Origin of the sequence: Pantoea sp. M_10 (assembly GCF_008631515.1) — a bacterium.
GTDB lineage: Bacteria > Pseudomonadota > Gammaproteobacteria > Enterobacterales > Enterobacteriaceae > Pantoea > Pantoea anthophila.
The window spans coordinates 57,022-78,194 of record NZ_VWUL01000001.1; the positions used below are offsets into that span (position 1 = coordinate 57,022).

Annotated in this window: 22 protein-coding genes; 11 read left to right on the forward strand and 11 right to left on the reverse strand. The window is 57.1% G+C overall.

The window, feature by feature from the left end:
• Positions 1-107: 107 nt before the first annotated feature.
• The 4 genes from F3I47_RS00320 to pabB all read right to left on the reverse strand — a co-directional run bounded on the left by F3I47_RS00320 (position 108) and on the right by pabB (position 5,380).
• Complete coding sequence (locus tag F3I47_RS00320) at positions 108-1,676, reverse strand: EAL domain-containing protein (RefSeq protein WP_150029510.1); 1,569 nt, start codon at positions 1,674-1,676, stop codon at positions 108-110.
• Between the two features lie 224 nt (positions 1,677-1,900).
• Positions 1,901-3,265 carry an L-serine ammonia-lyase gene (locus tag F3I47_RS00325; RefSeq protein ID WP_046101949.1) on the reverse strand — a complete coding sequence of 455 codons (1,365 nt, stop codon included), beginning with the start codon at positions 3,263-3,265 and terminating at the stop codon, positions 1,901-1,903.
• 188 nt (positions 3,266-3,453) lie between these two features.
• Entirely contained in the window at positions 3,454-4,017 is a 564-nt protein-coding gene (locus F3I47_RS00330; RefSeq protein WP_150029511.1) for a CoA pyrophosphatase, read from the reverse strand.
• A complete protein-coding gene (pabB, locus tag F3I47_RS00335; protein WP_150029512.1) occupies positions 4,001-5,380 on the reverse strand; it encodes an aminodeoxychorismate synthase component 1 in 1,380 nt (459 codons plus the stop codon). Before pabB ends, F3I47_RS00330 begins: the two co-directional genes overlap by 17 nt.
• Before the next feature lie 110 nt (positions 5,381-5,490).
• Between pabB and F3I47_RS00340 the strand changes: the two genes are divergently transcribed.
• Entirely contained in the window at positions 5,491-5,685 is a 195-nt protein-coding gene (locus F3I47_RS00340; RefSeq protein ID WP_009089830.1) for a YoaH family protein, read from the forward strand.
• A 12-nt stretch (positions 5,686-5,697) separates the two neighbouring features.
• Here F3I47_RS00340 and F3I47_RS00345 read toward each other — a convergent pair whose 3' ends face one another.
• Together F3I47_RS00345 and F3I47_RS00350 are read right to left on the reverse strand one after the other, a co-directional pair.
• Positions 5,698-6,042: a RidA family protein gene (locus F3I47_RS00345; RefSeq protein WP_009089831.1), complete on the reverse strand. Its 345-nt coding sequence runs from the start codon at positions 6,040-6,042 to the stop codon at positions 5,698-5,700.
• 61 nt (positions 6,043-6,103) lie between these two features.
• Positions 6,104-6,463 (reverse strand): hypothetical protein, encoded by a 360-nt coding sequence (locus F3I47_RS00350; RefSeq protein WP_150029513.1) that lies wholly within the window; start codon positions 6,461-6,463, stop codon positions 6,104-6,106.
• 317 nt (positions 6,464-6,780) lie between these two features.
• Here F3I47_RS00350 and F3I47_RS22245 point away from each other — a divergent pair, with 317 nt between their 5' ends.
• From F3I47_RS22245 to rnd, 6 genes are all read left to right on the forward strand, one after another.
• Positions 6,781-6,948, forward strand: coding sequence for a hypothetical protein (locus tag F3I47_RS22245; protein ID WP_167428132.1), 168 nt, complete (start codon positions 6,781-6,783; stop codon positions 6,946-6,948).
• A gap of 652 nt (positions 6,949-7,600) precedes the next feature.
• Complete coding sequence (locus tag F3I47_RS00355; protein WP_140028622.1) at positions 7,601-9,517, forward strand: ATP-dependent DNA helicase; 1,917 nt, start codon at positions 7,601-7,603, stop codon at positions 9,515-9,517.
• A gap of 44 nt (positions 9,518-9,561) precedes the next feature.
• Positions 9,562-10,260, forward strand: coding sequence for a tRNA (adenosine(37)-N6)-threonylcarbamoyltransferase complex dimerization subunit type 1 TsaB (gene tsaB / locus F3I47_RS00360; RefSeq protein WP_140028621.1), 699 nt, complete (start codon positions 9,562-9,564; stop codon positions 10,258-10,260).
• A 60-nt stretch (positions 10,261-10,320) separates the two neighbouring features.
• Entirely contained in the window at positions 10,321-10,917 is a 597-nt protein-coding gene (locus F3I47_RS00365) for a Slp family lipoprotein (RefSeq protein ID WP_033736224.1), read from the forward strand.
• A 205-nt stretch (positions 10,918-11,122) separates the two neighbouring features.
• Positions 11,123-12,799 (forward strand): long-chain-fatty-acid--CoA ligase FadD, encoded by a 1,677-nt coding sequence (fadD, locus tag F3I47_RS00370; RefSeq protein ID WP_140028620.1) that lies wholly within the window; start codon positions 11,123-11,125, stop codon positions 12,797-12,799.
• 98 nt (positions 12,800-12,897) lie between these two features.
• Positions 12,898-14,019: a ribonuclease D gene (rnd, locus tag F3I47_RS00375; RefSeq protein ID WP_009089843.1), complete on the forward strand. Its 1,122-nt coding sequence runs from the start codon at positions 12,898-12,900 to the stop codon at positions 14,017-14,019.
• A 53-nt stretch (positions 14,020-14,072) separates the two neighbouring features.
• Here the strand turns inward: rnd and minE are convergent, their stop codons facing one another.
• From minE to minC, 3 genes are read right to left on the reverse strand one after another with little or no spacing between them, the layout of a single operon-like run.
• On the reverse strand, positions 14,073-14,342 hold the full coding sequence (gene minE, locus F3I47_RS00380) for a cell division topological specificity factor MinE (RefSeq protein WP_009089844.1): 270 nt from the start codon (positions 14,340-14,342) through the stop codon (positions 14,073-14,075).
• Between the two features lie 3 nt (positions 14,343-14,345).
• Positions 14,346-15,158, reverse strand: a complete 813-nt coding sequence (minD, locus tag F3I47_RS00385) for a septum site-determining protein MinD (RefSeq protein ID WP_046101942.1) — start codon at positions 15,156-15,158, stop codon at positions 14,346-14,348.
• A 33-nt stretch (positions 15,159-15,191) separates the two neighbouring features.
• Entirely contained in the window at positions 15,192-15,905 is a 714-nt protein-coding gene (gene minC / locus F3I47_RS00390; RefSeq protein WP_009089848.1) for a septum site-determining protein MinC, read from the reverse strand.
• A gap of 155 nt (positions 15,906-16,060) precedes the next feature.
• Here minC and F3I47_RS00395 point away from each other — a divergent pair, with 155 nt between their 5' ends.
• The 3 genes from F3I47_RS00395 (at position 16,061) to F3I47_RS00405 (ending at position 17,823) form a co-directional block, all read left to right on the forward strand.
• Positions 16,061-16,336, forward strand: coding sequence for a YcgL domain-containing protein (locus F3I47_RS00395; protein ID WP_009089851.1), 276 nt, complete (start codon positions 16,061-16,063; stop codon positions 16,334-16,336).
• 316 nt (positions 16,337-16,652) lie between these two features.
• Positions 16,653-17,312, forward strand: coding sequence for a fumarylacetoacetate hydrolase family protein (locus F3I47_RS00400; protein WP_058957294.1), 660 nt, complete (start codon positions 16,653-16,655; stop codon positions 17,310-17,312).
• A gap of 64 nt (positions 17,313-17,376) precedes the next feature.
• The gene (locus F3I47_RS00405) at positions 17,377-17,823 is read left to right on the forward strand and encodes a YcgN family cysteine cluster protein (RefSeq protein ID WP_009089856.1); all 447 of its coding nucleotides are present in this window, start codon (positions 17,377-17,379) and stop codon (positions 17,821-17,823) included.
• Between the two features lie 58 nt (positions 17,824-17,881).
• Here the strand turns inward: F3I47_RS00405 and dsbB are convergent, their stop codons facing one another.
• Complete coding sequence (gene dsbB, locus F3I47_RS00410; RefSeq protein ID WP_009089859.1) at positions 17,882-18,412, reverse strand: disulfide bond formation protein DsbB; 531 nt, start codon at positions 18,410-18,412, stop codon at positions 17,882-17,884.
• Positions 18,413-18,742: 330 nt separating this feature from the next.
• On the opposite strand from dsbB, the gene fadR reads away from it, so the two are divergent.
• Entirely contained in the window at positions 18,743-19,462 is a 720-nt protein-coding gene (gene fadR, locus F3I47_RS00415; RefSeq protein WP_009089861.1) for a fatty acid metabolism transcriptional regulator FadR, read from the forward strand.
• A 34-nt stretch (positions 19,463-19,496) separates the two neighbouring features.
• Here the strand turns inward: fadR and F3I47_RS00420 are convergent, their stop codons facing one another.
• The gene (locus tag F3I47_RS00420) at positions 19,497-21,032 is read right to left on the reverse strand and encodes a SpoVR family protein (RefSeq protein ID WP_009089862.1); all 1,536 of its coding nucleotides are present in this window, start codon (positions 21,030-21,032) and stop codon (positions 19,497-19,499) included.
• Positions 21,033-21,173: the final 141 nt, after the last annotated feature.

Here is a 21,173-nt window from a genome sequence, read left to right on the forward strand (position 1 = left end):
TACTGAGGCCGCGCTGACTCTCTCCGACAGCCGCTGCCTGACCGCCGCGGCTGTTTTTTTATCGGTGGCGGCAAAGCGCCAGGGCACATCGCTTCCGACGCGTCCGGTTATGAGGGCTGCCGCACCTCCAGCCGGTGCTGCGTCAGCCAGGCCGGAAAGTCCTCCAGCGGCATCGGGCGGGCGAAATAGTAGCCCTGCAGATGATCCACCCCGCGTTCGCACAGGTAGGCGGCCTGCTCAGCCGTTTCTACTCCCTCGGCCACCAGGCTGATGTTCAGGCGCTGCGCCAGGGAAATCACCATATCCGTCACCGTCGCGTTGATCGCGTCCGTGCCGATGGCCGCCGTGAATATCTTGTCGATCTTCAGCACGTCAGGCTGCAAATCCTTCAGATAGGAGAGCGAGCTGTGACCGGTGCCGAAGTCATCAATTGCCAGCCGTACGCCGATCTCGTGCAGTTGCGCAATCACCGACTGATCGACCACCGGCAGGGCATCCCGCTCGGTCAGCTCGACCACCAGTTTTGGCACCGGATTGGCAGGCCACCAGAGGTTCTGCAGATCCTGCAGGATGGCGCGGTCCCGGAAATGGCTGGCAGCGACGTTGATAGCAATATGGAAGTTGCGGTCATCCGGTAGCTGGGGTAACTGCCTGACCACCTCATTCAGCACAAAGCGGGTCAGCGGCTTAATCAGGTTCTGACGTTCGGCCAGCGGGATGAACACATCCGGTGCAATCCAGCCCTGGCGGGGGTTATGCCAGCGCAGCAGCAGCTCGATGCCGTCGCACTCGCCGCTGCTGCTGTTGATCAGCGGCTGACAGTAGACCATAAACTCATTAGCCGTGATGCCATAACTGATTTGCCAGCTCAGGCTCATCCGGTTTGCGGTCGCCAGCCAGACAATGTAGCCCATCAGCAGACTGAGCAGCAGCGCCAGCGGCAGTTGCGAGGGCAGGGTTGCGAGCGCCAGTCGGGTCGGTGAGGGGCCATAGAGCGTCAGGGTAAAGGGGTAACGCAGCGAGCCCTGCTCATAGCTCACCTCCTCTTCCGAGGGTACGGTCGGCTCAATAAGGGGATTACCATACTCCAGACTCTGGCCGTTGACGTTGAACACGGCACGTTCCACCCAGGGCAGCTGCGGTTCGAGCACATAGTTGCTCATCATCTCGATGTTAATCACCTGCAGAATCCCGGCGCGGTTATCGAGGCTTCTGGGGGTCCACAGCAGCAGAACCGGCGAGCCTTTCAGCAGGTATTGGTCGGTGGACAGGGTCATGCGCTGGTTGTTAAAAGCTAAATCGGGGTAGGTCTGGCTGAAGGGGATGGCGCGAGGCCCGTAAATACTGGAGCAGTAGATACTGTCGTTATCCACCAGCAGAATCGCCCGGACGGTCTGCAGGGAAGAGATTTTTTCAATCAGCGGAAAGCGAACGTCCTGACAGGGGACGCCGACCAGACCCAGCGTGTTATTGGCGGATACCTCCAGCGGCGAGAACATCCGGTCAAAGCGCATAATCGCTTTGTCGGCAAAATCCATTGCCTGCTGCTCAATACGTGACTTCTCTTCGATATAGCGAAAGGCCAGCGTGAGTATCAGCACTACGGTGGCGATTGACAGTGCAATAAGCAAACGCTTTCGTCTGAATTGTCCAACAAATTGCTGGGCCATATACATCAGTATCCACCTTCCCTAAAGCCAGAAAAAAGCAAAAAATATCGGGGTTAATATCGGCACGGCCCCATTAAAATTGAGGCCGGAATGCAGAAAAGCGGGTCTGGATAGCTGCGCAGGCCGGACGGCTGCGCGGAAAATACTCTACCGTGTAAACCTGCGCTGAGATAGCGCAGGATGCGGATTTGATTACGTTTGCACGTTATTTGAACGTTTAAACGTTTCGCTTAATCACACTGTACTTTAATGGCCAGACCGCCGCGGGAGGTTTCACGATACTTGGCATTCATGTCTTTGCCGGTTTCATACATCGTCTCGATAACCTTATCCAGAGAGACGCGCGGCTCACTGGTGCGGCGCAGGGCCATACGCGCGGCGTTAATCGCTTTGACAGAGGCGATAGCATTACGCTCAATGCAGGGCACCTGCACCTGTCCGGCGACCGGGTCACAGGTCAGACCCAGGTTATGCTCCATGCCGATCTCAGCCGCTACGCAGACCTGCTCCGGGCTGCCGCCCAGCAGCTCAGCCAGCCCGGCCGCCGCCATGGAGCAGGCAACGCCGACTTCACCCTGGCAGCCCACTTCTGCGCCTGAGATGGAGGCGTTCATCTTATAGAGCACGCCAATCGCCCCCGAGGCGAGGAAGTAACGCAGGAAGATATCGGGCGTTACGGGTTCGATAAAGTGATCATAGTAGGCGAGCACCGCAGGGACGATACCGCAGGCACCGTTCGTCGGGGCGGTCACCACCCGGCCGCCCGCCGCGTTCTCTTCATTGACGGCCAGCGCAAACATATTGATCCAGTCGATCACAATCATCGGGTCGCTGGAGTGTTTGGTTGAGGAGGTGAGCAGGCGACGCAGCGACGCGGCGCGGCGTGGCACACGCAGAGGACCGGGCAGGACGCCCTCGGTATTCAGACCGCGATCGATACAGGCCTGCATTGTCTGCCAGATCGTGGCGAAGTAGGCATGGATCTCGTCGCGGCTGTGCAGCGCCAGCTCATTTTTCATCACCAGGCCGGAGAGTGACAGGCCGGTTTCACGGCAGTGCGCCAGCAGATCTTTGGCAGAGTGGAACGGCCACGGAACCGAGACCTCATCCAGCGCCGACTGGCCGAAATGCTCTTCATCAACAATGAACCCGCCACCCACGGAATAGTAGGTTTTTGACAGGATCAGCAGGTCGCCGGCAAAGGCCAGCAGGCGCAGGCCATTTTCATGCAGCGAGAGATTCTCACTGCGAAACACCATGCCGCCTTCGCGCGGGAAGTCGACTTCGTGTGCACCTTTCGCCACCAGCAGTCGCTCACGCTGCTCAACGTCTTTGATAAAGGCGGGGATCGCATCAATATCGACGGTGTCCGGCGATTCGCCCGCCAGACCCATAATGATGGCGATGTCGGTATGGTGACCCTTGCCGGTCAGCGACAGGGAACCGTAGACATCCACAGCGATCCGGGTGACCTCCTGCAGCTTTCCCTGTTCGCACAGCAAGTCCACAAACTGTTTACCCGCTTTCATCGGGCCGACAGTATGCGAACTCGAGGGGCCGATGCCCACTTTGAACATGTCGAAAACACTAATCACAGGTGACACTCCTCACAATTATTCTCACTCTGCCGGGGCAGTTTATGGCGCTAATAGTAATGGTCATGCACCGGAAAAGAGCAGCTTTTCGCATGAAATAAACTTATCAAAACCGATAGAAAATATTATAGCGGGGCCCGGCAGGGAGTTGACGGGCTTCCGGAAGGTTCGTGCGGGAAAAGGGGTGGTCAGAAGGCGATCTGCGTGCTCAGTGCGCGGATTATTCCGGCGGTCATCCCCCACACCAGATAATCCTGATAGCGTGACAGCCAGACCGGGTGCCTGACACCGGCCCGATGAACCTCCAGCGAACTGTAGCGGCTGAGCTGTAACGCCTCAGCCAGCGGCATCTCAAAGGCGCTGTGCACCTCATCCGGGTTGAGGGTTAAACGCAGATTGGCCGGAATGATCCCCAGCACCGGCGTCACCTGAAAACCGGTACTGCTGGTCACCGCAGGCAGCGAACCGAGTATCTCGATCTGCTGCGGTTCGATGCCCACTTCTTCATGAGCCTCGCGGAGTGCTGTGGCGATCAGCGAGGCGTCGTCGTCATCCTGCATTCCGCCGGGAAAGGCGACCTGTCCGGCATGTTTGCGCAGGGCGTGCGAGCGCTGCGTCAGCAACAGGCCTGGCTCAGGCCGCGCCACGATGGGCACGAGGACTGCCGCGTGCCGGCCAGAGAGGCGCTGCGTCGTGCGCGCCGGCTGCTGCAACAGAAAGCGGCAGCGAAAAGTCTCAAGCGTCAGAGCCAACTGAACCTCCCGATTGTTCCAGTGCCGGTAAGATCCGGCTCACTTTGTCCAGCGTCTCCTGATATTCCGCGTGCGGATCGCTGTCTGCCACCAGACCGCCACCGGCTGCACAGTAGAGCTGCTGGCCCTCGGCAATCAGGGTGCGAATGGTGATGCTGCTATCCATCCGCCCACAGAGGCTGAGATAGCCAATGCTGCCGCACCAGGCATTGCGCCGCTGGGGCTCCAGCTCATCGATGATCTCCATGGCCCGGATCTTGGGCGCGCCGGTAATCGAGCCTCCCGGAAAACAGGCCCGCAGCAGGTCGGTGGCCTGCAGAGAGGCGGGCAGCCGCGCACGAACCGTACTCACCAGATGATGCACGGCGGGGAAGGGTTCCACCTCAAACAGTGCCGGCACGGTAACAGAGCCGGGCTGCGCCACGCGGCCAATGTCATTGCGCAGTAAGTCGACGATCATCAGGTTCTCGGCCCGATCTTTCTCCGCATGGCGCAGCGCCTCCGCCTGTTGGGCATCCGCTATCGGATCCGCGCAGCGTGGCCGGGTTCCCTTGATCGGGCGGGTTTCGATCTGCCGGTTATTCAGCGAGAGGAAACGCTCCGGCGACAGGCTGAGGATGGCACTCTCCGGCAGGCGAAGAAAAGCGCTGAACGGCGCACGGTTAGCGTCATTCAGCTGACAGAACGCCTGCCACTCATCTCCCTGATAAGCCGCCTGAAAACGCTGCGCCAGATTAACCTGGTAGCAGTCACCGGCCTGGATATAGTCCTGAACCGCCGCGAAGCGGGCGGCATAGTCGGCGTAGCTCAGATTAGAACGCCAGCCGCTGGTCAGTGAAAAGGGCAGCGCCTCACGCGCGGGCCACTGTGTCAGCCAGGCGAGCCGCGCCTGCGCCGCCTCCAGCGCCACCAGGGTCAGGGTCTGCTGATGGTGATCGGCAATCAGCGCCCAGTCATAGATCCCTACGGCCATATCGGGCGTGATGAGGTCGGCCTCGGCCCTTGCGGGCAGCGTTTCAAATCGGCGGCCCAGGTCGTAGCCAAACAGACCCAGCGCGCCGCCCTGAAACGGCAGCGTCTCACTGGCGGCAGGCGTCACGCCCAGCGCATCGCACTGCTGCTGCACCAGCAGCAGAGGGTCGGCGGCCGATTCACGGGTGCCGCTGCGATCGCTGATCGAGGTGATCGCCCCGCGGGTCACCAGGGTGGCGCGGGGATTAGCCGTCAGTATATCAAAGCGGTTATCGCTGTGGCTGGCCTGGGCGGAGGAGAGCAGCATCGCCCAGGGCAGATGGGCAATGGGGGCAAAACGCCGGGTCAGCGCATCCGGGGTATAATCAAGCGTGAGGGTTTCAACAATCATCGGGCAGAAAAATCAGCAAGCAAAGAGGCGGTCAGACTGACATATTTTTTCCTGACTGGCACCTGTTAGTTCCGCGTGGGATACTGTCTGACCCAACACAGGAGCAGAACATGTTTACAGGATTACCGGCGCTCTCTCATGAGCAGCAGCAGCAGGCCGTCGAGCGTATTCAGGAATTGATGGCAGGGGGTTTATCGAGTGGTCAGGCTATCGCCCAGGTGGCGCAGGAGATCCGGCAGACTCACTCGGGCGAACAGATCCGGGCGCTCTTCGACGACGAAGATGACGAAAACGAAGAAGAATAACGCCCGCTCTGCTTAACGTGCAGCGATAATTTTTATCTCAATTTTGTACTTTGGATTTAACAGCCCGGCCTGAACCGTACAGCGCACCGGTGCATTACCGGGAGAGACCCAGGCGTCCCAGGCGCGGTTCATGGCAGGGAAATCAGCCTTATCTACCAGAAACAGTGTGGCATCGAGAATTTTGCTCTTGTCACTGCCGAGACGCGTCAGCATCGCATCAATCACCGCCAGCGCATTGGCCGTCTGCGCTTCGGCGTCGGCGTCCAGGTTTTCCGGCACGCTGGTGTAGTAGATCGTGTCATTGTGAATCACGGCTTCGGACATGCGGTGTTCCGGGTCAATACGGGTAATACTCATCGGCTTCTCCCTGAATAAAGTGGGAGGTAGCCTGCCATATTCCCCGCATCGCTGTCACCCCTCACAGGCAGCGCTTAACAATCGCCTGCCTGTCTGCCATCACCTGAGGTGCCATCCGGAAGGTGGTAAAATATTTGACCTCTGCCCCTCGCCCGTAAGGCGAGACATCCGCAAAGATAGAATCCTCCCAGGTAAAGACGCTGATCGCACTGCCGCCGGGCCGGGTATGGGTCGTGTCATCGCGGGCCACCACGCTGGTCGTGGACCAGCCGCGATAAATGCAGTCGCTGAGTTGAGGAACGGTGCGGGTGCTCTGGCCCTGAAAGAGGGGTTCCTGCAGACGCGCCTGATCGGGGGTGGGGGCCTGACAGCTGCAGAGCAGCAGCACGCCAGTCAGAGAGCCGATGCGGAAAGTATTCATAGCAATCCTCCGCCTGAGTCAGGCAGTCGGGTTAAGGCCATCTGCTTAACGCAGCCTGAAGAGAACGTTAAGCCAGTCTCAGCACGTCAGCTTACGGGTGCCACATCTCAACGGTAAGCCGATTTAATCATTATAATCCGGGTGGTTATTTCCTGCTGTTATCCTCTGCATTTGCTGACTGCGTCACAGGCTTTAGCGGGCAGGCGGGGACGGAATGCGGTAGCAGCCGGCTGGCGAGGCGCGGGAATGCAGGACAGGCCAGGCGTAAAAATGGTATAAATCAGCGAAATATCGCGCCACAGGATGAGGATGAGCACATGGCGAATACGCAGTATCTGTTTTGGGTGATGGCGGGCGCACTGACGCTGCTGTTTATTGTGATATCGGCCTTTGTCGGTCTCTCTAAAGGCAGTAAGCAGGGTTTTATTACCTTTGCCCTGCTGTTTGTTGCCATGCTGGCGGGCGCGTTTTATATCCGGCACTAGCACAGCGCGGCGTCACCTCGCGATCGTTTTCAATCTGTTACAACGATCTTACGCCTGGCTCACAGTTCACAAGGAAACTCAGCGGCCTCCGGCGCCGGTTAACTATGATCAGATCAAATAGCAGTGCTGCTATTTATCACCGGAGGTAATTATGTCTGAACGTCCAGATTACGATGAGCCATTGCCAGATGATGCTGAGATCTACCCGGAAGATGAAGAAGAGGATGAGGAAGACGATCCGACCGTAAGAGATGTCTGACACCGGTCGCCCCCTCTGCTAACACCGCAAAACCGCCTGTGCGCCGTTTTGCGGTTCTTTATTTCCGCAGCAGATTCATGTGCGAAGAAAATAGCGTTCAATCCCTGCTTAAATAATCCTGCGCACGCACAACGTTAATGAAACCCGTCTCTCTTTCGTCGCACTGGGTTATTTCCTCTCCGTTCCTTCCCCGCGTTCACGGACACCGCGAATTAAACGTTCAGTGGATGTGACTTTATGCCGCAGGGGAAGCACTAACAGCACGTTCAGGAGAACACACATGCTGTCGGAGAACTGACCATTCCTGCATAACATATTGATAAGACTCCGTTTTGCTTTGTCTGAGCAATACTGACATAATTACAGTGTTTTTGCCGTTCTTAGTGAGGGTATGTGGCAGACGATTTTGCAGTGGATGGCGCGCTGGCGCTGGGTATCCCGGGTTTTAAGCCGCGGGAAGCACAACGCGAGATGGCGCAGGCGGTCTCTGAAGCCGTAAAAGAGCAGGGTGAACTGGTCGTCGAAGCCGGTACCGGTACCGGTAAAACTTACGCTTACCTGGCACCCGCCTTACGGGCCAATAAAAAAGTGATTGTCTCGACCGGATCCAAAGCGCTGCAGGATCAGCTCTATGGGCGCGATCTGCCCACCATGGTCAGGGCGCTGAAGTTCAAAGGCAAAACCGCGCTGCTGAAAGGCCGCTCTAACTACCTCTGTCTGGAACGCATGGAACAGCAGTCGATGGCGGGTGGCGATCTCACCGCGCAGGCGCTCACCGATCTGGTGACCCTGCGCAGCTGGTCATCACAGACCGAAGATGGCGACATCAGCAGCTGCGCGGGCGTGACCGAAGACAGCCCGGTCTGGCCACTGGTCACCAGCACCAACGATAACTGCCTGGGCACCGACTGCCCGCGTTACAAAGAGTGCTTTGTGGTGAAGGCGCGAAAGCGCGCCATGGACGCGGATGTGGTGGTGGTGAACCACCATCTTTTTCTCGCCGACCTGGTGGTTAAAGAGGGCGGTTTTGGGGAACTGATCCCTGAAGCGGATGTGATGATCTTTGACGAAGCCCATCAGCTGCCCGACATCGCCAGCCAGTATTTTGGTCAGCAGCTCTCCAGCCGTCAATTACTCGACCTCGCCAAAGATATCATCATCGCCTACCGCACCGAGGTGCGCGATGCCCAGCAGCTGCAAAAATCCGCTGACCGTCTGGCGCAGTGCGCACAGGACTTTCGCCTGTCACTGGGCGATCCCGGCTATCGCGGGAATCTGCGTGAGCTGCTGAGTGACAACGCTATTCTGCGGATGTTTACGCTGCTGGATGATGCACTCGAACTCTGTTACGACGTCATCAAGCTCTCTCTGGGACGTTCAGCCCTGCTGGATGCCGCTTTTGAGCGCGCCGCGCTCTATCGTACCCGTCTGAAACGGCTGCGGGCCATCAACGAGCCGGGCTACAGCTACTGGTATGAATGTACCTCACGTCACTTTATCCTGGCGCTGACGCCGCTCTCCGTGGCGGAGCGTTTTCGTGAAGTGATGGATAACCGTAAAGCCGCGTGGATCTTTACCTCAGCCACCCTGGCAGTGGATGAGAAGATGGCGCACTTCTCGGAACGGCTGGGTGTCAATGCGGCAAAAAGCCTGATCCTCAACAGCCCGTTCGACTTTGCGAAGCAGGCGCTGCTCTGCGTGCCGCGCAATCTGCCGGAGCCTAACCGTCCGGGGGGCGCCCGTCAGCTGGCCGCGATGATGAAGCCGCTGATTGATGCCAACAAAGGTCGCTGCTTCTTCCTCTGTACTTCACACCTGATGATGCGTGAGCTGGCGGCCGAATTTCGCGCCTCCATGACGCTGCCGGTGCTGGTGCAGGGTGAAACCAGCAAAGGCCAGTTGCTGCAGCAGTTTATTGAGAAGGGGAATGCGCTGCTGGTCGCGACCAGCAGTTTCTGGGAAGGGGTGGATGTGCGCGGGGATGCCCTGTCGCTGGTGATTATCGACAAGCTGCCTTTCACCTCACCGGAAGATCCGCTGCTGAAAGCCCGGATGGAAGATTGCCGGATTCGCGGCGGCGATCCCTTTGCGGATGTGCAGTTGCCGGATGCGGTGATCACCCTGAAGCAGGGCGTGGGAAGGTTAATCCGTGACACCGACGATCGCGGCGTGCTGGTGATTTGCGATCAACGGCTGGTGTCACGCCCTTACGGCGCGCTGTTCCTGAACAGTCTGCCGCCGACGCCGCGCACCCGGGACATCCGTCGCGCCATCGCCTTTATCCGCCAGCAACCCGAACCAGACGCATAATTCTGTGCTAAGATGCGCGCCGTTTTCTTTCTTCTGAGGTAGTCATGTCAGCCCGAATTTTAGCGCTGGATACGGCGACAGAAGCCTGTTCAGCCGCCTTGCTGAATCAGCAACAGATCGATGCCCGATTCGAAATCGCCCCGCGCGATCACACCCAGCGTATTTTGCCGTTGGTTGAAGAGCTCCTGCTCGCCGGTCAGCTGGAACTGACCGATCTGGATGCGCTGGCCTTTGGGCGCGGCCCCGGCAGCTTTACCGGCGTCCGTATCGGTATTGGTATTGCGCAGGGCCTGGCACTGGGCGCAGCCCTGCCGATGATCGCGGTCTCGACGCTGGCGACGATGGCGGAAGGGGCGTGGCGTCTGCACGGCGCTCGTCGGGTACTGACCGCCATTGATGCGCGAATGGGTGAAGTCTACTGGGCAGAGTATCAGCGGGATGAGCAGGGGCGCTGGCAGGGTGAAGCCAGCGAAAGCGTGCTGACGCCCGAGGCGGCGGTGGCCAGAATGCAGGCGCTTACCGGTGAGTGGATGACCGCCGGCACCGGCTGGGAAGCCTTCCCGGCATTGCAGCAGGGGCACGCACTGACGCTGACCGCCAGTGAGGTGACCCTGCCTGCCGCACAGGATATGCTGCCGCTGGCGACGCTGGCGCTGGCAGACGGGGATACCCTGCTGCCGGAAACGGCGGAGCCGACCTACCTGCGCAATGAAGTTGCCTGGAAAAAGTTACCTGGCCGCTAAGTCGCACGCAACTTATTGTTATGCGTCCAGTCTAAGACTTTACCTAACGGGAGAGCGTCTATGTCGTCAATGTGTGGTAAAGGGCTTTCAGGTCTGCTGCTGACCTGTGTGCTGGTGTTAACGGGTTGTGTCTCTATTCCTGACACGCTGCAGGGCAGTTCCCCTCAGCCTCAGCAGGATCTGCTGCGGGTGATGAATGACCCTGCTATCTATGTCGGCCAGGAGTCGCGCTTTGGCGGTAAGGTGGTGAACGTCACCAACCTGAACGGCAAAACCCGTCTGGAGATTGCGGCACAGCCGCTGGATGAGAGCGCCAGACCGCGTCTGGGCGCGGCGTCAGTCGGCCGGATCTATGCTGACATCCACGGTTTTGTTGATCCGGTGGATGTCAGAAATCAGTACGTCACGGTGCTGGGCACGCTGAAAGGCACGGAGCAGGGCAAAATCGGCGAGGCAGATTACAAATTTGCCGTCATCGATGTGCGCGGTTATCAGCGCTGGCGTCTTGCCCAGCAGGTGACCGCACCGCCACAGCCCATGGATCCCTGGATCTGGTACGGTCCGACCCGCCATCGCGGGGGATACTGGGGACCCAATCCCTACTGGGGCATGGTTAACAGTGGCCCGACCGAGGTGCAGACCATACTGACCGAGTAACATTAAGACCTGCTATTCAGCCCGGTCGCGGTGCTCGCTGCCGGGCTTTTTATTTGTCTGTTTTCACAGCACGAAATTTAGTGATGGACTTCGCAACCTCAACATGCCGAAACAGGCAAACTGGTACAATCAGTTAAAATATTGTTAACAAACCAGATTGGCTGAGGCGGCGATGGAAATACAACATAATTATCGGGGTGGATCCTTGAATAAGGTTTGGCTGAAACGCTACCCGGCAGATGTGCCTGCCGAAATAAGTGCAGATCGTTATACCTCTCTGGTGGATCTGTTTGAGCAGGCCGCAAAACGCTACGCTGATCAACCCGCGTTCCTGAACATGGGTCAGAAAATGAGTTATCGCCAGCTGGAGGAGAAGAGCCGCGCCTTTGCCGCCTATCTCCAGCATGAACTGGGCCTGAAAGCGGGTGACCGGGTGGCGTTAATGATGCCTAACCTGCTCCAGTATCCGGTGGCCCTGTTTGGCGTGCTGCGCGCGGGAATGGTGGTGGTCAATGTCAATCCGCTCTACACGCCGCGAGAGCTGAAGCATCAGCTTAACGACAGCGGCGCCAGCGCCATCGTTATCGTCTCCAACTTCGCGCATACGCTGGAAAAGGTGGTGGGGGAAACCGCGGTCCGTCACGTCATCCTGACCCGGATGGGCGACCAGCTCGCCCCCATTAAGGCGACGCTGGTGAATTTCGTCGTCAAGTATGTCAAAAAGCTGGTGCCGAAATACCATCTGCCGGGCGCTATCTCATTCCGTCAGGTTCTGGACGTGGGGGCGACGCTGAATTATCGCCGTCCGACCGTGTCGAATGACGATCTTGCCTTCCTGCAATATACCGGCGGCACCACCGGGGTGGCCAAAGGGGCGATGCTGACGCATCGCAACATGCAGGCGAATCTTGAGCAGACGAAAGCGACCTACGGCAAACTGCTGCGTGACGGCAAAGAGTGCGTCGTCACCGCGCTGCCGCTCTATCACATCTTTGCATTAACGGTGAACGGGCTGCTTTTCCTTGAGCTGGGCGGTCAGAACCTGCTGATCACCAATCCGCGCGATATTCCTGGCTTCGTTAAAGAGCTGAGCAGGTTTCCGTTTACCGCCATCACCGGGGTCAACACGCTGTTTAATGCGCTGCTGAACGATGAGCAGTTTACGAAACTCGATTTCTCCACGCTGCGGCTTTCCGCAGGCGGCGGGATGGCGGTGCAGAAAGTCGTGGCTGAACGCTGGGAAAAGCTGACCGGGCACTATCTGCTGGAAGGCTACGGCCTGACGGAGTGTTCGCCGCTGGTTTCGGTCAATCCCTACGACATCAGCTGTCATACCGGCAGCATCGGCCTGCCGGTGCCCTCGACCGATGTGCTGATCCTGGATGAAGCGGGAAATGAAGTGGCACCAGGCGAGCCGGGTGAGCTCTGCATCAGCGGCCCGCAGGTGATGCTGGGTTACTGGCAGCATCCGGAAGCGACGGCGGAAGTCCTGAAAAATGGCTGGCTCCATAGCGGTGATATTGTTACCGTTGATCAGGAAGGCTTTATTCGCATCGTCGACCGTAAAAAAGATATGATTCTGGTGTCAGGCTTTAATGTCTATCCGAATGAAATCGAAGATGTGCTGATGCAGCACCCGAAAGTGCGTGAAGCCGCGGCCATCGGGGTTCCCAGCGATCTCTCCGGTGAGGCGGTCAAAGTCTGCATCGTGAAAAAAGAGGCGTCGCTGACGAAGGAGGAGGTGCTCGATCACTGTCGCCGTCAGCTGACCGGCTACAAGGTGCCCAAAATCATTGAGTTTCGTGATGAGCTCCCCAAGACCAACGTTGGCAAGATCCTGCGGCGTGAGCTGCGCGATGAGGTGAAATCCGGCACCCGCTGAATCCGGATAAGAATTGAGGTTGAACGCCGGCATGTCCGGCGTTTTTATTGTTTTTAACATGGAGCGCCGCGCGGAGTCTGCTGCGGTGGAAATCAGACGTGAACTATTCCCTTATCGACCAGGATGATCAACTGGCAGACGTGTGCCAGAAAGCGCGCCAGCACGCGGCGGTGGCACTGGATACCGAGTTTGTGCGTACCCGCACTTATTACCCTCAGCTTGGCCTGATCCAGCTGTTTGACGACGAACAACTGGTGCTGATAGACCCGCTCAACATCCGCGACTGGTCACCCTTTGTGGCGCTGCTGACCGACACCGCCGTGACCAAATTCCTGCATGCGGGCGGCGAAGATCTGGAGGTGTTCCTGCACCGTTTTGGCGTGCTGCCGACACCGATGATCGACACCCAGATTCTGGCGGCCTTCTCCGGCCAGCCACTCTCCTGGGGCTTCGCCGCGATGGTGGCGCACTTCACCCAGGTTGAACTCGATAAAAGCGAATCACGCACCGACTGGTTAGCCCGTCCCCTGACGGAACGCCAGTGTGTCTATGCGGCAGCCGACGTTCACTACCTGCTGCCGATTGCCCGTCAGCTGATGGTCAATACGGAAGAGGCGGGCAACATGGCCGCCGCACTCAGCGAGTGCGATAACCTTTGTCAGCGCCGTCTGGACAGTCTGGCCCCGGAAGAGGCCTGGCGCGATATCACCAACGCCTGGCAACTGCGTCCGCGTCAGCTGGCGGCGCTGCAGCGCCTGGCGGCCTGGCGTCTGACGCTGGCGCGTGAAAAGGATATGGCGGTTAACTTTGTGGTGCGTGAAGAAAACCTGTGGAAGGTGGCGCGCTTTATGCCGGGCTCGCTGGGTGAACTCGATCATCTGGGGCTGTCAGGACACGAAATTCGTTTTCACGGCAAAACGCTGGTCGCGCTGGTGGCGGAAGCGGCGGCACTGGAGGAGAGTGAATTACCGGCTCCGCTGGGAAATCTGATCGACCATCCGAATTACAAATCGGTCTTCAAAGCGATGAAGGCGCTGGTGCAGCAGGTCAGTGAGCAGAGTGGCTTCAGTCAGGAGTTGCTGGCGTCACGCCGTCAGATTAATCAGGTGCTGAGTCAGCACTGGGGCATTAAGCCGCAGGGGCGTCCACCGGAGTTACTGACCGGATGGCGGGGCGAACTGCTGAAACCCGGCATCGATGAGATCCTGGCGGGTTGCTGACCGGATAAATTTCCCCTGCCACTGCGCAGGGGAAATTCAGGCGGCGGTCAGAATCATTTAGTCGCGTCTTCCGTCTCCGGAAGCGTCACGTTCAGCTCCAGAATCGAGATATCATCACCTTTCTGATCGAGCTGTACCGTGACCATCTCTGGATCGATCTTCACATATTTGCAAATCACTTCCAGAATGTCGCGCTTAAGTTGCGGAAGATAGTGGGGCTCACTGTCGCCCCTTCTCCGTTCTGCCACGATAATCTGCAGCCTTTCCTTGGCTATATTGGCAGTGTTCTTCTTCCGGGATAAAAAGAAATCAAGTAATGCCATGGTTTATCCCCCGAACAGGCGTTTCAGGAAACCCTTCTTCTCTTCTTCAATAAAGCGGAAGGGGCGTACTTCACCGAGCAACCGTTCAACGGTATCGGCATAGGCTTTGCCAGCATCAGATTCACCGTCCAGGATCACCGGTTCGCCCTGGTTGGAGGCACGTAACACCGACTGATCTTCCGGGATGACGCCGACCAGAGGAATGCGCAGGATTTCCAGCACATCTTCCATGCTCAGCATATCGCCACGGCTGACGCGACCCGGGTTGTAGCGGGTCAGCAGCAGGTGCTCTTTTACCGGCTCCTGACTGTTTTCTGCGCGACGGGATTTAGAGGAGATGATGCCGAGGATACGGTCGGAGTCACGGACTGAAGAGACTTCCGGGTTGGTGGTGATGATGGCTTCATCGGCAAAGTAGAGCGCCATCAGGGCGCCGGTTTCAATCCCTGCCGGTGAGTCGCAGACGATGAAATCGAACTCCATTGCGGCCAGATCGTTCAGGACTTTTTCAACGCCTTCACGGGTCAGCGCATCTTTGTCGCGAGTCTGTGACGCAGGCAGAATGTAGAGCTGCTCGGTGCGTTTGTCGCGGATCAGCGCCTGGTTCAGGGTGGCATCGCCCTGAATGACGTTGACGAAATCGTAGACCACACGGCGCTCACAGCCCATGATCAAATCCAGATTACGCAGACCGATATCGAAGTCGATCACGACCGTTTTCTTGCCTTTCTGCGCTAAACCGGTGGCGATGGCCGCGCTTGACGTGGTCTTACCAACGCCCCCTTTACCGGATGTAACTACAATAATGCGTGCCATAAATGTTGATTTCCTTAACAAAAGAAAAGGGGCCTAATTAAGTGTCTGGATAGTCAGCGCGCCATCCTGCAGGCACAGGCGCGCAGCTTTACCAAAAAATTCTTGCGGGATCTGATCCATGATCCAGTACTCCCCGGCAATCGAAACCAGCTCAGCGGCCAGGTTAGTACAGAATATCTGGCAGTTGCGGTCACCGCTGGCACCCGCCAGGGCACGACCGCGCATCATGCCGTAAATGTGAATATTGCCATCAGCAACCAGTTCGGCACCGGCGCTGACGCTGCTGGTGATGATCAAATCGGCATCACGTGCATAAATCTGCTGGCCTGAGCGCACCGGGGTGTTCACGATGCGGGTTTTCGCGGCCACCGCTTCCGCTGCCACCGGCTGCGGTTCAGGCACAGCGGCAGGGGCAGGGGCTTGCACCTGCGGCCTGGCCTCTTTACCTTCTGCCAGCACCGGCAAACCGGCACGGGCGATCATGCGTTTCAGCGCCTCATCCTTGCAGCCGCTTACGCCAACAATGCGTAAGCCGGTGGCAAGAATCGCCTGCTGCAACTGCTTCCAGTTAACATCGGCACTCAGGGTGGCAACGTTAAGCACCACCGGGGCGTTTTTCAGGAAGTCCGGAGCCTGGTCAATCTTGTCCTGAAGTGCCTTGCGAATCACCGCCGGGTCATGGTGATGCAAATGGACGACAGACAGGGTGAAACTGCTACCTTTGAATTCGATTGGCGTTTGCGACATCTGTCCCGACTCAGTCCTGTTTTCACTACCGTCAGCCAGGCGATGATAAAATCGTCACTGAAGCGCTAACGGTGAATATTCGAAGTTCTGCAAGCATGTTATAGTTACAGCTATATTCAGACAAGCCTCAACCCCGGTTAATTCGAGTAAAAAATATGTTTTGTGTGATCTACAGAAGCCCGTTACGTGACCAGACTTATCTCTATGTTGAAAAAAAGGACGATTTCTCCCGCGTGCCGGAGGAATTGCTGAAAGGGTTTGGCAAGCCGCAGCTGGCGATGGTGCTAAAGCTGGCGGGGCGCGACAGGCTGGCAAATGCGGATATCAATAAAGTTAAGCAGGGATTGAGCGAGCAGGGCTATTATTTGCAGATTCCACCGCCGATCGAAAGTCTGCTGAAAATTCATTTAGAGGCCGATAAAAAAGTTTAACTCGGATTCTTCTGTAAATATAAATCCTGCCGTCGCGATTTTGTCAGGATAATATTGCTCTGAGGCTGCGCAGAATTAACGGCGCAGCTTATCTGTTTTCACTCTCATTAAATTTCCTGCCCGGCTTTTTGTCCTTATTTGTACGATTATTCAGCACTTCGGCGGTGCTGTTTACGCTTTTTGACAAATTCCGCACCCCGGACCGTTAAAAGGATCTTATTATCTCGCCATGAGGCTGGCAGATCGACCAGCGCAAAAGCAAACATCAACCCGCCAGCAGTGCTGGCATCACACCTAACCTGAACAGGGGATGAGCATGTATCAGCATCGTAACTGGCAAGGCGCTCTGTTAGATTTTCCGGTCAGCAAAGTGGTTTGCGTTGGCAGTAACTACGCAAAACACATCAAAGAGATGGGGAGCGCCACCCCAACAGAACCGGTGATCTTCATCAAGCCGGAAACGGCGCTCTGTGATCTGCGTCAGCCGCTCTCTATCCCGGATGCGTTTGGCGAAGTGCATCATGAAGTTGAACTGGCCGTGCTGATTGGCGCAACCCTGAAACAGGCAACCGAAGAGCATGTGGCGAAGGCCATTGCAGGCTATGGTGTGGCGCTGGATCTGACGCTGCGTGACCTGCAGGCCGGGCTGAAAAAAGCGGGCCAGCCGTGGGAAAAATCGAAAGGCTTCGACAATGCCTGCCCCATCTCCGGTTTTATCCCGGTTGCGGAGTTCAGTGACGACCCGCAGAATGTGGAGCTTAAGCTGCTGGTGAATGGTGAAGTGCGTCAGCAGGGCAGCACGGCAGATATGATTCATAAAATTCTGCCGCTGATTGCCCACATGAGTCGTTACTTCACGCTGCGTGCCGGCGATGTGATTCTGACCGGTACGCCGGAAGGGGTGGGTCCGATGCGCGCAGGCGATCAGCTCGAAGTCTCTCTGGCGGGGCATGGGATCAGCACGCGCGTGCTCTAAAGACTTGCATCACCACCGCATAGGCTTTATAAGGTGCGGTTTAGGCACACTGCGGACAATCATCATGACTGACACCCCTTTCTGGCAACATAAACGCCTGGCACAAATGAGCGATGAGGAATGGGAATCCTTATGTGATGGATGCGGCCAGTGCTGCCTGAACAAGTTGCAGGACGCCGACACGGATGAGATCTATTTCACTAACGTCGCCTGCAACCAGCTCAATATCAAAACCTGCCAGTGCCGCAACTATGAGCGCCGCTTCGAGTTAGAAGAGGATTGCATCAAGCTGACGCGTGAAAACCTGACCACCTTCAACTGGCTGCCGCGCACCTGCGCCTACCGGTTGCTGGGCGAGGGCAAGGGCTTACCGGCCTGGCATCCGCTGCGCGCCGGTTCGAAAGCGCAGATGCACGCACAGCGTATTTCGGTGCGCTACATTGCGGTTCGCGAGAGTGAAGTGCGGGACTGGGAAGATCACATCATCGATCGGCCCGATCGCAACGGCTGAGTGCCGCTGTCCCGGACAGGATGAAAAAAAAGGCTGCCACGGGCAGCCTTTTTTCTGTTCAGCGACCAAACAGGTCGCGCCGTTTTGCTTTAAAAGGCTGGGCAATCAGCACCAGCACCGCCACCAGCAGATAAGCGGCAAATACCCCAATCATCCATTGCGGCATACTGAGCGTCAGAAAGGTCCAGCTGCGCTCGGCGCAGTCACCGCTGGCGAGAAACACCGACGGCAGCCACTTATCCAGCGGCAGACCGCTGGGGAAGCGGGCGGCAAAATCACAGGTGGTAAAGGGGTTAGGGTGCAGCTGAATCATGGTGTGTTCCCAGGAGAGACGCAGACCTTCCCAGGCACTGTAGATCCATAACGCCAGCGCCGCCAGACGCAACGGCGATTTTGGCGCAATCGCGCCGACCAGACCCGCGCCCATCACACCAAACAGCGCGTTGCGCTCGTAGATACACATGACGCAGGGCTTCAGGCCCATCACATGCTGAAACCATAATGCCGTGAGCTCCAGCGCCAGTGCAGTCAGTGCCAGTAATAGCCAGGCTCCGCGGCCCCGGGAACAGTGATTCAGATATCGCAACATATTGCATTCCCTGTAAACGTTAATGCCACGCAGTGTAAACCAAAAGCGGGGGCAAACCAGCCCGGGCCAGGGAAAAATCGTATCCAGACATGACCTCAGACTGATCCAGAACAGGTTATGTGAAAATAAGCCGCGTGTTTTGCGATTATGGGGCGTCTGGCATTTTGCTGCGCAATCAGCTTTACTCCGTTAGCCCCCAGGAGCACGGGAGAGGCAACCTGAAATATGCGCTGCGCCCGGTTTTAATGGTTGCGCAGGCTATATCCGCTATAGGGCGTCTGGTATGATGAGTGCCCATCACGATTAGAAAAGCAACGAGAACACATTGCTATGGTTATAAAGGCGCAGAGTCCAGCGGGATTTGCTGAAGAGTACATTATTGAAAGCATCTGGAACAGCCGCTTTCCCCCGGGGTCGATTCTTCCTGCTGAGCGTGAGCTTTCTGAATTGATCGGGGTGACACGTACGACCCTGCGTGAAGTGCTGCAGCGCCTGGCGCGTGATGGCTGGCTGACGATTCAGCACGGTAAACCGACCCGGGTGAACGATTTCTGGGAGACCTCTGGCCTGAATATCCTCGAAACCCTGGCGCGTCTCGACCACGACAGCGTGCCGGTGCTGATCGACAACCTGCTGTCAGTGCGCAGCAATATCTCTTCCATCTTTATCAGCCGTGCACTGCGTCATCATCCTGACAAGGCGCGTGAGGTGCTGGAGACGGTCGATGCGACGGCCGACCAGGCGGATGCCTATACCGAACTCGACTACCGCGTCTTCCGCGGTCTGGCATTTGCTTCCGGCAACCCGATTTATGGTCTGATCCTTAACGGCCTGAAAGGGCTCTACACCCGCGTGGGACGTCACTACTTCTCAAATCCCGAAGCCCGTCAGGTGGCGCGTGATTTTTATCTGACGCTGCTGGCGCTGTGTGACACATCGCCGGGACAGGATGAGATTGTGGAGGTGGTGCGCAACTACGGTCGCCGCAGCGGTGAAATCTGGCACAGCATGCAGAAAAATCTGCCTGACGATCTCGGCAATAAACGATAAAAAAAACCGGACATCGCGTCCGGTTTTTATGCGGTCAGAGTGAGGTATTTCGCGGCGGGTTGCGGTCCAGCAGCTCAACACTGCCATCCTCATTCTGTTGCTCCAGAATCACATCAAATCCCCACAGCCGATGCACGTGCTTCAGCACTTCGCGGCGGCTCTTGTCCAGCGGCGTGCGGCTCTGCGGTACATAGCGCAGGGTCAGCGAACGGTCACCGCGCAGATCGACATTATAAACCTGAATATTGGGTTCGAGATTACTCAGGTTGTACTGGGCGGAGAGCTGCTGGCGAATTGCCCGATAGCCAGCCTCATCGTGAATGGCGGCGATTTCGAGATAGTTGTTGCGGTCATCATCCAGCACGGTAAACAGCCGGAAGTCGCGCATGACCTTCGGCGACAGGAACTGGCTGATGAAGCTCTCATCCTTAAACTCACGCATCGCAAAATGGAGCGTATCCAGCCAGTCAGAACCCGCAATATCCGGGAACCAGTAGCGATCCTCTTCGGTAGGGGACTGACAGATACGCTTGATATCCTGCATCATCGCGAAGCCCAGAGCATAAGGGTTAATGCCGTTATACCACTGGCTGTTGTAGGGCGGCTGATAGACCACATTGGTATGGCTGTGCAGAAACTCCATCATGAAGCGTTCCGACACTTTGCCTTCGTCATAGAGGTGATTAAGGATGGTGTAGTGCCAGAAGGTTGCCCAGCCCTCATTCATCACCTGAGTCTGCTTCTGCGGATAGAAATACTGGCTCACCTTGCGCACAATGCGCAGGATCTCACGCTGCCACGGCTCCAGCAGCGGCGCATTCTTCTCCATGAAATAGAGCAGGTTCTCCTGCGGCTCAGAAGGGTAGCGTGCGGCTTCGAACGTGACCGCCTCTTTTTCACGCCGCGGCAGCGTGCGCCAGAGCGTGTTCACCTGACTCTGCAGATACTCCTCCCGGCTTTTCTGGCGGGCTTTCTCCTCCTGCAGGGAGATCTTCTGCGGGCGTTTATAGCGATCCACGCCATAATTCATTAAGGCGTGGCAGGAGTCGAGCAGCCGCTCCACCTCTTCAACGCCATAGCGCTCTTCGCAGTCACTGATATAGTTTTTGGCAAACAGCAGGTAATCGACAATCGATCCGGCATCCGTCCAGCTGCGGAACAGGTAGTTATTTTTGAAGAAAGAGTTATGACCATAGCAGGCATGTGCCATCACCAGCGCCTGCATGGTCATGGTGTTCTCTTCCATCAGGTAGGCGATGCAGGGATTGGAGTTGATGACAATTTCATAGGCCAGCCCCTGCTGACCATGCTTATAGCGCTGCTCGGTTTCGATAAACTTTTTGCCGAATGACCAGTGTGAATAGTTGATTGGCATGCCGACGCTGGAATAGGCATCCATCATCTGTTCAGAGGTGATCACTTCGATTTGGTGCGGGTAGGTATCCAGACGGTAGAGCTTCGCGACGCGGTCGATCTCCGCTAAGTAGACATCAAGCAGTTCGAATGTCCAGTCTGGTCCGTCATTGAGTCGTTTGCTGTCTCTGATGGCTTCGTCAAAGATTGTCGTCATAGCGCACCTCTTTGTGGCAAACCGGCTGACCCGAAAGACAACCCGTTCTGGTTATTTAAGGCTTCATCCTGAAAAAGGGAACCCGAAAAAAACTGAGCGAACACAACAATGATAGCCCACTGTCGCCTATCCGAAATGCGA

Coding starts and splice junctions, on each gene's coding strand:
- F3I47_RS00320 (WP_150029510.1), bottom strand. CDS start 1,676: ATGTATATGGCCCAGCAATTTGTTGGACAATTCAGACGAAAGCGTTTG.
- pabB (WP_150029512.1), bottom strand. CDS start 5,380: ATGATTGTTGAAACCCTCACGCTTGATTATACCCCGGATGCGCTGACC.
- F3I47_RS00340 (WP_009089830.1), top strand. CDS start 5,491: ATGTTTACAGGATTACCGGCGCTCTCTCATGAGCAGCAGCAGCAGGCC.
- F3I47_RS00345 (WP_009089831.1), bottom strand. CDS start 6,042: ATGAGTATTACCCGTATTGACCCGGAACACCGCATGTCCGAAGCCGTG.
- F3I47_RS00350 (WP_150029513.1), bottom strand. CDS start 6,463: ATGAATACTTTCCGCATCGGCTCTCTGACTGGCGTGCTGCTGCTCTGC.
- F3I47_RS22245 (WP_167428132.1), top strand. CDS start 6,781: ATGGCGAATACGCAGTATCTGTTTTGGGTGATGGCGGGCGCACTGACG.
- tsaB (WP_140028621.1), top strand. CDS start 9,562: ATGTCAGCCCGAATTTTAGCGCTGGATACGGCGACAGAAGCCTGTTCA.
- F3I47_RS00365 (WP_033736224.1), top strand. CDS start 10,321: ATGTCGTCAATGTGTGGTAAAGGGCTTTCAGGTCTGCTGCTGACCTGT.
- minE (WP_009089844.1), bottom strand. CDS start 14,342: ATGGCATTACTTGATTTCTTTTTATCCCGGAAGAAGAACACTGCCAAT.
- minD (WP_046101942.1), bottom strand. CDS start 15,158: ATGGCACGCATTATTGTAGTTACATCCGGTAAAGGGGGCGTTGGTAAG.
- minC (WP_009089848.1), bottom strand. CDS start 15,905: ATGTCGCAAACGCCAATCGAATTCAAAGGTAGCAGTTTCACCCTGTCT.
- F3I47_RS00395 (WP_009089851.1), top strand. CDS start 16,061: ATGTTTTGTGTGATCTACAGAAGCCCGTTACGTGACCAGACTTATCTC.
- F3I47_RS00400 (WP_058957294.1), top strand. CDS start 16,653: ATGTATCAGCATCGTAACTGGCAAGGCGCTCTGTTAGATTTTCCGGTC.
- F3I47_RS00405 (WP_009089856.1), top strand. CDS start 17,377: ATGACTGACACCCCTTTCTGGCAACATAAACGCCTGGCACAAATGAGC.
- dsbB (WP_009089859.1), bottom strand. CDS start 18,412: ATGTTGCGATATCTGAATCACTGTTCCCGGGGCCGCGGAGCCTGGCTA.
- fadR (WP_009089861.1), top strand. CDS start 18,743: ATGGTTATAAAGGCGCAGAGTCCAGCGGGATTTGCTGAAGAGTACATT.
- F3I47_RS00420 (WP_009089862.1), bottom strand. CDS start 21,032: ATGACGACAATCTTTGACGAAGCCATCAGAGACAGCAAACGACTCAAT.